The 13,466-nt window shown below is 47.1% G+C and carries 11 protein-coding genes; 3 read left to right on the top strand and 8 right to left on the bottom strand.

What is annotated here, in order from left to right:
- Positions 1-14: 14 nt before the first annotated feature.
- From E4N66_RS10230 to selD, 5 genes are all read right to left on the bottom strand, one after another.
- Positions 15-1,106: a BMP family lipoprotein gene (locus E4N66_RS10230; RefSeq protein WP_044013708.1), complete on the bottom strand. Its 1,092-nt coding sequence runs from the start codon at positions 1,104-1,106 to the stop codon at positions 15-17.
- 645 nt (positions 1,107-1,751) lie between these two features.
- Positions 1,752-2,897, bottom strand: a complete 1,146-nt coding sequence (locus E4N66_RS10225) for an aminotransferase class V-fold PLP-dependent enzyme (protein ID WP_253727934.1) — start codon at positions 2,895-2,897, stop codon at positions 1,752-1,754.
- 20 nt (positions 2,898-2,917) lie between these two features.
- Positions 2,918-3,187, bottom strand: a complete 270-nt coding sequence (locus E4N66_RS10220; protein ID WP_253727933.1) for a putative Se/S carrier protein — start codon at positions 3,185-3,187, stop codon at positions 2,918-2,920.
- A gap of 3 nt (positions 3,188-3,190) precedes the next feature.
- Positions 3,191-3,793, bottom strand: a complete 603-nt coding sequence (yedF, locus tag E4N66_RS10215) for a sulfurtransferase-like selenium metabolism protein YedF (RefSeq protein WP_044013699.1) — start codon at positions 3,791-3,793, stop codon at positions 3,191-3,193.
- 307 nt (positions 3,794-4,100) lie between these two features.
- Complete coding sequence (gene selD, locus E4N66_RS10210) at positions 4,101-5,159, bottom strand: selenide, water dikinase SelD (RefSeq protein ID WP_253727932.1); 1,059 nt, start codon at positions 5,157-5,159, stop codon at positions 4,101-4,103.
- Between the two features lie 283 nt (positions 5,160-5,442).
- On the opposite strand from selD, the gene uvrB reads away from it, so the two are divergent.
- The 3 genes from uvrB to E4N66_RS10195 all read left to right on the top strand — a co-directional run bounded on the left by uvrB (position 5,443) and on the right by E4N66_RS10195 (position 10,566).
- Positions 5,443-7,434, top strand: a complete 1,992-nt coding sequence (gene uvrB, locus E4N66_RS10205; protein ID WP_253727931.1) for an excinuclease ABC subunit UvrB — start codon at positions 5,443-5,445, stop codon at positions 7,432-7,434.
- Positions 7,435-7,754: 320 nt separating this feature from the next.
- Positions 7,755-9,239: a hypothetical protein gene (locus E4N66_RS10200; RefSeq protein WP_253673860.1), complete on the top strand. Its 1,485-nt coding sequence runs from the start codon at positions 7,755-7,757 to the stop codon at positions 9,237-9,239.
- Positions 9,240-9,324: 85 nt separating this feature from the next.
- Positions 9,325-10,566 carry a hypothetical protein gene (locus E4N66_RS10195; protein WP_253673862.1) on the top strand — a complete coding sequence of 414 codons (1,242 nt, stop codon included), beginning with the start codon at positions 9,325-9,327 and terminating at the stop codon, positions 10,564-10,566.
- A gap of 22 nt (positions 10,567-10,588) precedes the next feature.
- Here E4N66_RS10195 and E4N66_RS10190 read toward each other — a convergent pair whose 3' ends face one another.
- Genes E4N66_RS10190 through E4N66_RS10180 form a run of 3 tightly spaced genes read right to left on the bottom strand, consistent with a single transcriptional unit; the run spans position 10,589 to position 13,394 of the window.
- Positions 10,589-11,398 (bottom strand): nucleotidyltransferase family protein, encoded by an 810-nt coding sequence (locus E4N66_RS10190; protein WP_253727930.1) that lies wholly within the window; start codon positions 11,396-11,398, stop codon positions 10,589-10,591.
- An 18-nt stretch (positions 11,399-11,416) separates the two neighbouring features.
- Positions 11,417-12,034, bottom strand: a complete 618-nt coding sequence (locus tag E4N66_RS10185; protein WP_253727929.1) for a nucleoside-triphosphatase — start codon at positions 12,032-12,034, stop codon at positions 11,417-11,419.
- 4 nt (positions 12,035-12,038) lie between these two features.
- Positions 12,039-13,394, bottom strand: coding sequence for a uracil-xanthine permease family protein (locus tag E4N66_RS10180; protein WP_044013684.1), 1,356 nt, complete (start codon positions 13,392-13,394; stop codon positions 12,039-12,041).
- Positions 13,395-13,466 lie beyond the last annotated feature (72 nt).

The following is a 13,466-nucleotide window of genomic DNA, read 5'->3' as shown; positions in this document are numbered from 1 at the left end:
GAAATGCTTATCGATTAACGGAATAAATCGCCTTGCTTGTCGGCAACAACGATAGCATTAGATTTGATCTGCTGATAAATTTCATCTACTTTCTTTTGTACATCATCGGAAAGGTTGGGATTTTCAGCAGGAATACCGACCGCATCTTCTTTTGCAGTTAAAACAAGTGTCGTTCCTCCCTGGAATTTGCCGTTGAGTTCATCTTTGATCATATCATAGGATGCACGGTCTACATACTTCATTGCAGAGGTTAGAATAATCGACTTTCCATCGGGGAGTAAGCCTTCGTTATACTGATTAACGTCAACGCCGACAACCCATACGTCTTTTCCGACCTGACGGCGTGCTTTCGCTTCGTTGATAACACCAACGCCGACACCGCCTGCTGCTGCGTGGATACAGGTAACACCGCGGTCAAACATAGAAGCTGCGATCTGCTGGCCTGCCGCAATGTCGCTGAATGTTCCCTGATATACGAAATCTTCCGGATGCATTTCGATGTTTGTTCCGAGATTTTCATTGGCGTATTTGATACCCTGCTGCCATCCCCAGTTAAACTTCTGGACAGCCGGAATTTCCATACCGCCGATAAATCCGAAGCGGCCTTCTTTTAACTGAAGTGCTGCGGCAAGACCTGCTGTGAAACCTGCTTCCTGTTCGGCAAAAAGAATACCGATGGTATTCGGACCGTTTTGAGCGTCATACGAATCGGCGGGGTGAGCGTTACCGTCGATGATAACGAGCTTTGCATCAGGATATTTTGTCTGAGCCTTGAAAATTGCAGTTTCAAACTTGAATCCGGGGCAAACGATGAATTTATACCCTGAATCATAAAGGTTGGAAATTTCTTTTACATAGTCCGCTTCAGTTGTTCCGACCGGCTTTAAGTATTTAATTTCAACGCCGAGTTCTTCTTTTGCACGGATAATGCCTTCCCATGTCCCCTGATTGAATGATTTATCATCAATCGTTCCCGCATCGGTAACCATACCGACTTTCATAGCTTTCTTTGCCGGTTCTTCGCTCTTTGTACATGAGCAAATGACAAAGGCACTGAATACCAGCATGGCTGTTCCCATTACTGTTTTAAAGCTTATTTTTCGCATATTTGCGCCTCCTCAAATAAGTTTATTAAGTATACCCCAATAAAAATACCGTGTCAAATCGTTAATATATTCTTTTATAGGATAACCGCATCAGAGTTTTTTGAATATCTCAGACCGTATGTCGCTGCTCATCGGGATAGTTGCCGTTCTTATCGGTGTCACGGGTGGCGCAGTAACGAAGTAGATGCACACACCGCTACCGCTTTTGAAAACATATTTGCCGTAAGCCTTTTGAAATAGCCTGTCCAGAAGTGTACATCCGTGTACACTTCTGGACGCGAGTTTTTGCTGCGCAAAAACGTCGCTTCTGCGTGGAACCACGGATATCCCTGTCCGTTCTGAAAAAAGCCCTTCCGTAAGCCTTTTGAAATAGCCTGTTAAGCAGTTGTACATCCCTGTACAACTGCTTAACGACGAGTTCGCAGTGCGAACTCGCTCCTGTCGAGAACCACCGACATCCATGTCGGAAATGATACGTTGAGGATTAATTTTTTCGCAGCAACGAAGGAGATACCCTTACAGCCAGCGCTTTTGAAAATAGACGCCACAGATGCTAGGAGCCTAGCCGAAATAAAGCGGAGACGTATCGGGTATACGTTGAGCATTTATTTCGGCGTAGCGACAACGCAGATGTGCCGTATATTTTCAAAAGGACTCGCTGATGGCTCCAAGGGCATCAATAGCTGCCTCTATCTCTTCCGTCGTATTAAACGTAGAAAAGCTGAAGCGGACAATCCCTTGCGCTTCCGTTTTATAGCTTTGGTGCACAAGCGGAGCGCAGTGGGCGCCGGGACGGGTTGCAATGCCGTACCGTTCATCAAGGAGGCGGCTCACTTCCGAAGACGGCGCCGTTCCAATGTTCAGCCCGATAACAGGACCGGCATTTTGCACGTTCGGTGCATAGAGTGTGATAAACGGAAGGTCTGCGGCGAGTTTAAAAAAGTATGCGCGCAGCTTCGCTAAGTACGCAGCGGCATTCTCTTGTCCAAGCTGTTCGATATATGCACATCCTGCTGTCAGTCCCGCAAAGGAGGGGACATTCATTGTACCGGCTTCAAAGACATCAGGCATTGTTGCGGGGTGTGTTTTGTCAAAAGAATGAATGCCGCTGCCGCCGGAAAACACCGGCTTAAAAGCAAAGCTGCCGTTCACGACGATACCGCCGGTACCCTGCGGGCCATACAACCCTTTATGCCCGGTAAAGCAGACAATGGTTTGTTCATACTGCGAAATATCCATCGGCATGGTACCGGCACTTTGGGATGCATCGATAATCAGCGTCAACCCATTCTTTTTACATAAGCCGTAAATTCTCTGCATATCGGGAACGGCGCCGATAACATTGGAGCAGGCGGTAACAATAATCGCCTTGGTATTACTCCGTATCTGCGCTTCCATTGCCGTATAGTCAAGTTCGCCTGTTTCAAGATCAAAGCCGATAATCGACAGTTCCGCCCCTTGACTTTCCAACTGATAGAGCGGACGCAGCACCGAGTTATGCTCGAGTGCAGTGGTAATGAGGTGATCGCCTGCTCCGAACAAACTTTTGAGTACGAGGTTCAAGGCTGCCGTTGCATTTTGGCACAGGGCAACTTGCAGCGGATCTGTTATACGGAAGATACGGGCAACGGCAACACGGGTTTTATACAAAGAGGCAAGCGCCGCATGGGCGGTTTTATGCGCAGCACGCCCCGGATTTGCAAACTGCTGCGAGACAATCGCGTCATACACTGCATCTGCAACACTGTCCGGCTTGTGGAGCGTCGTCGCACTGTTATCAAAATAAATCATACTACTTACCCTTCTTCTGACTATTTCCCAGACATCTTCACTGCGGTTCTGTCTGCACCGTGGACGGTGAGCGTATACACATCCTGATACGCGGCTCTGCTTGTTTTTAATAAGTCAACCGCTTTTTCAGCATCTTCACGGTTGACCCGCAGCGCCATTCCGCAACCTTCTGAGATTTCCGGAGGGAGCGGGATCAGGCGGGCGCCGGAGAGACCGGTCACTGCCATTTCCGCTGCGATTGCCTGATGAGTACTATCAAATGAAATAACGCAAAATACTTCGTTCTGCATGGCTTAGGGCTTTACGACCTTATTGGTGCGCATAATTTCCGTAATACGGTACATATTGGTAGCCGAACCGACTTGCAGTTTCTCTTTTAAGCCGTAGAAATCCAAACACAGCCCGCACGCAAGCACTTCCGTCCCCTTTTCCTGCAAGGTTTTTAAATCGTTGACGGTTTTTTCGTTCTCGGTTGCAAGGCGGACACCGGAGTTATACATCACCACCATTTTAGGAATGCGATCCTGTTCGGTCAGCGCATACACAAAGTTCTCCAACAGCTTTGTGCCGAATCCTTCATCACCGGTGCCCATCTTATCGGAATTGATCACCACAACATATTCGTCAGCGCCTTGTTCCAACACGCTTGTGTCGTTCAAAATAGCACAAGCCTCGCATCCTTGAAAGTCATAGAGTACGGTATACTCCGCATCGTTTAGCTTGGTAACGCTTGCTTTGATATTCAGCTGCCCTGCCATCTTGGTCAGGTTCTGGGTCGCAATTTCGTTATCCACCCGTATCAGGATGTTTTCTCCTGCAGTGTTTTCGCGCAATACTTTTTTCGTCATAATGACGGGAATGGGACACACTTTGCCCATCGCATTTACTTCAATCATCATTTTCCTCCATAGATACAATCAACATATAATGCATTATGGTATACATTAGGTTGCATACCTGAGTTTTTCTTTTTAATAATTTGGGCGGCTTTTTGCGATACAATCGCAAAAACCAGGCTTTTCGGGGTTCCGCTTTCGCTTCATTCCTCCACTCCGCTTCGGAACAGCCCCGCCACGGATGGCGGTGATTTGAACATTAGCGAGTTTTTGTAAAACTCGCAGTCGATTTTTGTACACGGATGTACGGAAATCGACGGGGCGGCCCCTACAATCCTTGCCGCGGGAAAACTCGAAATTCATACCATTATTTCACCACAATCGGATAATCCGCACGCGGTTCGATGGTGCCGATTTGGAATAGGCTGATTCCTGCCTCGGCAAAGGCCGGTTTGATTTTTTCCGCTTCGGCGGGGCTGACGGCAAAGAGTAAACCGCCTGAGGTTTGCGGGTCAAAGATGATTTCTTCGAGTGCAAAATCTTTTATGCCGAATTGAATTTTTCCTTGGGCAAAGTTCCGGTTCCGCTGTCCGCCGGCGGTAAGCAAAAATTCACCGGCTGCCTGATACGCTGCCTCGATATATGGAATACGGTTTGCGTCAAGGCGGGCGGTAAAATCCGTGCCGGTCATTTCCGAAAGATGTCCGCTCAAACCGAAACCGGTTACATCAGTGCAAGCATGAACGGTAAAGTTCCGGAGAACCTCGGCTGCGTATTTATTGAGGTAGGTCATTGAGGCAGCCGCTTCGTCAAAGGCGGAGCGGGAAACTTCTCCTGCGCTGTACGCGGTGGTGATAATCCCGATCCCCAGTTTTTTAGTTAAAAATAACACATCGCCCGCCTGCGGGGTGTTGTTCCGCCAAATGCGCTCAGGATGTATCGTTCCCATCACGGAAAGTCCGTATTTTATTTTTGGGTCGTGAATGGAGTGTCCGCCTACCAGCGCAGCTCCTGCTTCTTTCACCTTTTCCGCGCCGCCGGTTAGGATGCTTTGCAGCGCTGTGTATGCATTATCGCGGGTTGCTTCCTCAGGATAGCAGACAATGTTCATTGCACATACCGGCTCACCGCCCATCGCATATATATCGCTGAGGGCATTTGCCGCTGCAATCTGCCCGAAAAGGGTAGGATCGGTTACCATCGGTGGGAAAAAATCAAGGGTCTGTATGACCGCTATATCGGGTGTCAGCTGAATAACGGCTGCATCATCGGAGCTGTCAAAGCCGACCAATAAGCCTTCGTGTGAAGTCTTGGGGAGTGTTTTCAGTAAGGCGCTCAAAACCCCTGCACCGATTTTTGCATTGCAACCGCCGCAGACAAAAAGCTCCTCGCCCTGTCCGCTCGCGGATTTATTATCATTTTTCATGTATTTATTATAATATATGGGGGTGCTTTTTACAAGCAAATTCCCGACTACATCAGAGTAAACGCATCAGGCCATTTTTTTCATATTCGCCATGGACGGCGGTGGTTCCACGCAGCAGCGATGTTTTTGCACAGCAAAAACTCGCGTTCAAAAATTGACAAGGAGGTCAATTTTTGAACGTGCCACGGATGGCGGTGATATTACATTCTTTACTGCGTCCTTTCGCGTACCCGTACCAAAATCATAGAAATAAACTACAGAATACAGTACAATCTCATCAATTATGAAACAGTTTAAACTGATGGCGGATTATCAGCCTGCGGGTGATCAAGGCGATGCGATACGGCAGCTTGCGGACGGTATACTGGCGGGCGACCGGTTCCAAACGCTCAAAGGTGTTACCGGTTCGGGCAAGACTTTTACGATGGCGAATATCATTCAGGCAGTGCAAAGGCCGACATTGATTATCAGCCACAACAAGACGCTTGCGGCGCAGCTCTACCGCGAGTTCAAAGGCTTTTTTCCGGAAAACGCCGTCGAATACTTTGTTTCATACTATGATTACTACCAGCCGGAGGCTTATGTCCCGGCGAGAGACCTCTATATCGAAAAAGACGCTGCGATTAACGATGAAATAGACCGGCTGCGGCTTTCGGCAACATTCAGTTTGATGGAGCGGCGGGATGTTATCGTTGTGTCAACAGTGTCGTGCATTTACGGCTTAGGCTTGCCCGAATCGTGGCGCGATTTACGCATCACTATCGAAAAAGGGCAGACCGTCGACCCCGGTAAACTCAAAAAACAGCTGATCAGTCTGCAATATGAGCGCAACGATGCGGTGTTGGAGCGCGGCAGGTTCCGTGTGAAGGGCGATGTGATGGAAATCTTCCCTGCATATATGGAAGAAGCCTACCGCATCGAGTTTGACTGGGAAGAGATTGTGCGTATCCGCCGCTTTAGTCCGCTGACCGGCGAAGTGAGCCAAGAATACGAAGAGCTTTCGATTTATCCGGCAAAGCACTTTGTTATGCCGGAAAATGCTATCCCCAATGCCATCGAGCGGATTAAGCAGGAGCTTGATGCCCGTTTGGAAACGCTCAAGGCGCAGGGAAAGCTCTTTGAGGCTGAACGGCTGAAAACCCGTACCGAATACGATATCGAAATGCTCTCCGAGATGGGGCATTGCCCGGGGATAGAAAACTACTCTGCACCGATCGCAAACCGTAAGCCGGGCGAGCCGCCTGCAACGCTTTTTCATTATTTTCCTAAAGACTTCCTCCTTTTTATGGATGAAAGTCACGTAACCTTTCCGCAGATCGGCGCGATGTACGAAGGCGACCGCAGCCGCAAGCAGAACCTTGTAGACTTCGGCTTCCGGCTCCCCTGCGCGCTGGATAACCGCCCGCTCAAAATCAATGAGTTTGAAACAATGCTCAATCAGGCAGTTTTTGTTTCCGCAACGCCCGGCCCGAAAGAGCTGCAATATTCTACCCGTGTTGTTGAGCAGCTCATCCGCCCGACTGGTCTTTTAGACCCGCTCATCGAAATTCATCCGAGCGAGGGGCAGATGGAGCATATCTACGGTGAGGTGAAAAAGCGTATCGCAAAGGATGAGCGGAGTCTTATCCTCACCCTCACCAAGAAGATGGCGGAAGACCTCACCGACTATCTCACCGGTTTAGGCTTAAAGGTAAAGTACATTCACAGCGAGGTGGAAACCATCGAGCGGGTAGAAATCCTCAAGGGCTTGAGGGCGGGTGAGTTCGATGTGCTCATCGGAATTAACCTCCTGCGGGAAGGTATCGACCTGCCGGAAGTGTCGTTTATCGGCATCCTCGACGCGGATAAAATCGGCTTTTTGCGGTCAACCACCAGCCTGGTACAGATTGTCGGACGGGCGGCGCGTAATGCCAACGGCAGCGTGGTGATGTATGCCGACCGTATCAGCGACGCGATGAAGGAAACAATAGAAGAAACAACCCGCCGCCGTTCAATTCAGCAAGCATACAACGATGAGCACGGCATTACGCCCAAGACCATCAAAAAATCCATCGAGGATATTTTGGTACGCGAAACGGAAATCAAAAAAGAAGCCGCCCGCGCCGAAACCGAGCCACTCGTCAACAGCTTCAATATTTTGAACCCCGCCGACCGCAAAAAGCTTATCAAAAAGCTCGAATCACAGATGGCAGAATATGCAGATATGCTGTTGTTTGAAGAAGCGGCGGTGGTGAGGGATAAGATTGAAGAGATTAAAAGATTGGGCTCTTTTTGAAAATATACGGCATATCTACTGCGTCGTACGGCAAAAAAGTGTCCTCAACGTATCAGAACGGACAGGGATGTCCGTGGTTCCATGCAGTTGCGACGTTTTTGCCTAGCAAAAACTCGCGTTCAAAAATTGACAAGGAGGTCAATTTTTGAACTTGCCACGGATGGCGGTGGCTCTCCGCAGTAGCGTGTTTGCATCGCAAACACGTAGTCAAACAATGTACAAGGATGTATATTTTTGGGTGGGGAATATCCGGTAATATCTTATGCGGTCGCCTTGAATTCCTCTTGCGTCGAAATTATCGATTATGCTAGTATACGGCCATGTTTAAATATCCTAAAAGATACATATTCGCTCTAGTATATGTACTCTTAGCAACGCTGCTCTCTGCTCAAACGGTAAGCGGTAAAAAAGATATTGCAGTTTTTAGACTTTCTCATTCAAGATATATCCCTTCCGAAGTTGCCGCAAGAATAGATCAACGGATTATCGATGTTGTTACTTCTTTTAAACGGTTTAATGTGATTGGTATGGAGTATCGCCTCAACTCAAACAATATTGTGTCCTTTATCGATCAAATCAAAAGGATGAAAGAGCGTCAATCGGATATCTCGGAAACCGTGTTATCGGGAGAAGAGGCTTTTACCCGTGCCGATTGGGAACGGCTTACCGGAGCTTTTTTGGTATTTGCTCCCCGTATTACCGACTATGATGAACGTCTTATGTTTGAAGAAACTGTAGTTGAGGGCAAAAAAGTTATAAAAAAGTACTGGATAGTCAGAATAGAAGGGGCTATATCTATCCTTGATGTTTCCGGTTCCGCGAGTGAGCGGGTTATACCGCTGTCCGTTAGAAAAGTTGCAAAACGGCGTTCCGATGCGGTTGACGAAGCAATCGATTCTTTAATAAGTTCGGTTTATACGGCAATCAAATTTGAACCGGAGTTTGCATTGGCAAGCGGAGTACTTGCCGTTGACCATGAAAATAATACCGTTACAATCGAGCTGGGAAAGGATATCGGTATAAATGCAGGAGATGAATATATCCTTCAAAAATCTATCTCAGTTGCGGGGAAGCAGTCCGTAAAAGAAACCGGTTTGTTAATTATTTCGGAAGTACACGATACTTTTTCAGTTGCAAAAGTGATTTATGCAGACCAGCCGATTGTCGAAGGGGATGGGGTTAAAGAGCTTTTAAAGTCCGGTATTCTACTGCAAGAATATGCAGGTATAACGGTTCCCATTACCGGCGTAATGACAAAAGACTCAAAGGAGTTTTTGCGTGTTCAGCCGACTTTCGGTATACGGGCTGTATACAAGGCAAATTTTCATCTCAGTATATCGGTCGGATATGAGTATGCCATACAACAACCGATTGGATCCTCCGCTGTATTGAGTGCAAAACCGATGCGGCTTACTCCTTTCGGAACAGGATATTTAGGTATCGGGGTTTATAATTTCTATACATCCCGTTTTAAGATTACACCGGAATTACAATTTTGCTTTTCGGGTACATCCGTTGCCGCGCAATCAAATTCAGCAAAGACTTATACCGTTACTTCAACTCAACTCGGTGGGAGGGTGCTTGTATCAGCAGATTACTTTATTTCGCGGAATTGGACGATAGGCGGGAGTGCCGGATTCGGCTATATGCATAATTTACTGAGTCCCGCGCAGGCGGCTGAAAAATTGAAAAAAGAAAGCCTATTTCCCCAGCCGGAACTCGATAAGGTTAATAATTATGTATGGGATGTCCTATCATCACACATGAACTTTCATGTTTTTATAGGAATAACCCGCAGGTTCTAGGCACGTATCTCAATCTAAGGAAACTGTCCAAAACTGAAGTTTTTAGACAGCGGTCTGATATAACTCACACGATAGGGAGAAAACTATGAAAAGAAACATTGTATTATATGCACTGCTGTCAGTGCTTTTGACATCATGTACCGTTATGCCGCGGATTCCGCAGTACACAGGCAACAACCCTTATTATGCCGGTTCCGGAGAGGGATATACGTTTTTGGAGGCACTGACTCAGGCAAAAGCGAATACCCTGCGGCTTGCCGTTATCGACCTCATCGGGGAGACGGAAGAAATGCAGAACCGCAGTAAGTTACATTCCGCTTTTTACGCCGGGACAAGACCGAATGCTTACCTTGAAACCGACTATATGCGTATTTTGCGACGTGCTCAAACGTATCGCGGATACTATTGTGAGATCACCGTACCGGTAAAAATGGATGAATTACGCCGTACACTCGATATGATCGGTACCTATTCTGCAAAGGGCGGCAATATTCTATCGAGTCCTGAAGTACGTGAGGCAAAAATTAAGAGTGAATTGCAAGGAAATAATGTCGGATTTATCACACAGTATGTCGATGGTATGCTGTATATGGTTGTGCCAAATCAAAAGGCAAAAGACGGAAGTATATTTTCCAAGTCTGCCGTCAACATGGCGAATAAATACCTGCTTGACAACGGGTACCGTGCCGTTGATTATGCTGCGGTAGAAGCATTAAAATCAGATAGTGCTACGCTGTTTACTCAAGAACCTGATACGGCTGATCTTTCGGTTGTACAGTGGATTGCACAAAAACTTGGTGCTGATGTCTATATTGAAGTAGACGGTTTTGTGCAGGGCGGCCGAGAAACAGGCGGTTACTATGCTCAAGCTGAAGTTAACTTGAAAATGTACAATCCGTCTACGGGAGAATTACTCGGCGCTGTACCCTATAGCAGTCCTAAGACATTCGACCGCGGAAGTACCGAAGCTGCGGCACAGAACGCGATAAAGTCAACGGTCTTTAAAGCAATGAGTGTTGCCGTTGATCAAGCGAAAAAAGCATTGGTGCGGGATTATGCACAAGGTATTCGGTATGAAATTACTATTAACAATAGTTCCGACAGTAAACTGATGAACAAATTCCGAAATGTATTGAACACTAAAGTCGAAACAATACGGGTTATGTATCAATCTACCGCTCAAACAAAGTATGCGGTACAATATTTCGGCAGAGTTGAAGACATGGAAACTATTGTCTATTCGGCAGCAGAAGGTGTTCCCGGTATGGAAAGTATTTCACTGGTTATGATCCGGGGCAAAACACTCATGTTCCGGTTAGGGCGGTAAAAGAACGCCGAAGGTATATCTTCTATATTTCGGTGCAGTTGTCCTGTGTGTGCTGCTGCACATACTCTTCCGCCCGTTTAAAGTCTTCAGGCGTATCGATGTCGAAGGCTTCCATTTCGGAACGGAGCGGGGAGTACAGAATCAAGTCTGGGTGAGCGTTCATCACGGTTCTGCCGCCGATGCTTCCGTCTAAACAGCTGAGTTCATTAGCTAGTACTGCCGGGAATATAACCGGAGAGCAATGCCTGCCGTTAAAGGCTGCCGAGACGATGCTGCCGGAATTGCGGCGGAATACAGAGCAGAGGTCGCGAATGCTATCGGCTTGCAAAAAAGGTTGGTCGGCAGTGCAAAATAAGAAGCCGCTTGGGGTATAGGCAGAGGAGGTATTTGCGGTTGCGGCAAAACCTTCGGCATAGCCGCGGCAAGCGGCTTGTACTGCAAGAGCCGCCGAATGTCCCTGTCCCCGCTCCGGTTCCGGATTAAAGACAATATCACAGTGGAATGGACGGAAGGTTTCGCTTCCGGCAGCCGGTTCTTTTAGAGACTCGTTTTGCCCCCATTGGTTTTGTGCGAGGTGTTCTGTCATTTCTGTTATGGGCTGCTGTGTTTCGGCATTTACCGTAATCACCAGATGTGTAAGCCCTGCCTCAAGCAGTGTTTCAATAACGTATTCGATTAAAGGTTTTCCGCAAAGCGGGAGCAGCTGTTTGCAGCAGCCCATACGGGTAGAAAGCCCTCCTGCAAGGAGAATTGCAGTGGGGAGTTGGGTAGTGCTTCCGATAGTGTAGGAAACGTTTTCTCTTGTGATAGTATTCTTAGCAGTCGGTATCATTTTTTAGCGTTTGAAGATTCATTCGGCACCGATGGCATCTAAAAACGATGTAAAATTTTGCGCCTGTTCAAGCCGTTCATATAGTTCTGTTCTATTTTGCAGCGTTAGCCGGTATATTATGGCTTCCGGCATTTGTTCCAAGACCGGTAAAAAGCGTGTTCCATGCGGTTTAACGGCTCCGATGATATAATAACGCGGATTGGAAAAGAGAGTGCATACGGCACGGAAAAAGAGTTCGGCTTCCGCTTCCATAAAGCCGAGTTCATCCATTAAGATTACCGGTAGGGAGCGGTGTTGCGGCATTGCTTCACAATCGGCATGAGCTGCGCCAAGGACGGTCCTTTCCGCTTGATCCAAACACATAACCCCATACATATCAAATACCGGGGGAAATCCGACCGGCTTCGGCGGACGGCATATTCCGACGCAGTTGCCGGTTGTGTATCGATATATTGCGGTACCGGCGACAACCGGATGCATATATAACGCAGGTTCCTTTACCGCTTCTTCTTTTTTTGTAATAAAGCCTGACGGCTGAAGAGCATATTTTTGCATAAGGGCTGCAAGAAATGTAGACTTCCCGCAGCCCTGTTCGCCGGTAACAAAGAATATCCGCTTTGTAGTAATCCGTTGCAAAGTTTTACGCGCCTTCTTTTTCTTTGGGCAGCACTATATTTAACAGAACTGAGGTGATAAAAGCTCCGACTATTGCCTGTTTAAAAATATTTTGGAACCAATTCGGTAAATGTTGCATAACGTGAGGGACGTGACTTAAACCGAACGCAATACCTAGCGATGCCGCAATAATGATAATATCACGTTCTGTGATCTTTCCATCTTGGTATATCAGATTTAAACCGCTTATGGTAATCATACTAAACATCAACAACATACCGCCGCCTAATACGGGATTGGGAATAGTTGATACGACTGCGCCAAGTTTAGGAAAGAAACTGCACAGTACCAGGAAACCTGCGCCCATTCCGATTGTAAAACGATTGACTACTTTCGTCATGCCGATAAGCCCGACATTTTGACTAAATGAAGTTGTCGGTAAAACGCCGAAAAGGGCAGCAATCATACTACCGATTCCATCCGCATGAACCGCACCTTCTAATTCTTTATCGGTTATATCTCTTCCAAGTCCCCCTACCGCGATACCGGTATTATCGCCGATTGTTTCTACCATTGTCGCGAGATACACAAGCATAAAGGGTACTATTGCTTCCCAATAGAATGCAAAACGGAGATGTCCTGTGGCAAAGAACGGCAGCGGAGCGGAAATCCATGCCGCATTTCTTACCGGAGAGAAGTCAACCATACCGGCAAAGACTGCAACGATATACCCTGCGACTAAACCGATAAGGATGGATGATACACTTAAAAAACCGGTAAATAGCTGACGGATAAAAATAATGGCTAAAAATACGAACAGTGCGATCAATAAGTTTTTCATCGAACCAAAGGCTGATGTCCGTTCAATATCGACGCCGCCGCCTACAAACCGGATACCGACCGGAATAAGTGAAATCCCCAAGGTTGTAACAACGGTTCCGGTTACAACATGCGGTAAAAATTTATGGAGCGGCTTAACAATAAATCCGAGCAAAAATTCCATAAATCCGCCAATCAGTGTGGCTCCGAGAATGGCAGCATAACCGCTCATCCAATCCCCGCCTATCGCAGCAAATTGAGTGCCGACTCCGATGATAACAGGAATAAATGCCGAACCGGTACCCATAACAGTCGGTAATCCTGAACCGATTTTCCAAATTGGATGCAGCTGTATAAAAGTAATGGCACCCGCTGCAAACATCGCATTTTGCAGCAGCGATACTTTAATATGCGGTGGAATATTTAAAATTCCGGTAACTACTAAAATCGGTGCAAGGTTTCCTGCATACATGGCTAGAACATGCTGCATACCTAAGGGAATCGCCGTTCTTAATGGAACACGTCCTTCAAGTCTATAAATATTCTCTTTCGAGACGTCCATCGTTTCCTCCTAGAACTACTTTTTATACCCCCGATGCAAAGGACGCCTCGGGGTATAGATTCAATCTTTTGC

Origin of the sequence: Treponema sp. OMZ 857 (genome assembly GCF_024181085.1) — a bacterium.
Classification (GTDB): Bacteria; Spirochaetota; Spirochaetia; order Treponematales; family Treponemataceae; genus Treponema.
The sequence above is the reverse complement of the archived record's forward strand: the minus strand, read 5'-3'. Positions and strand labels throughout refer to the sequence as shown.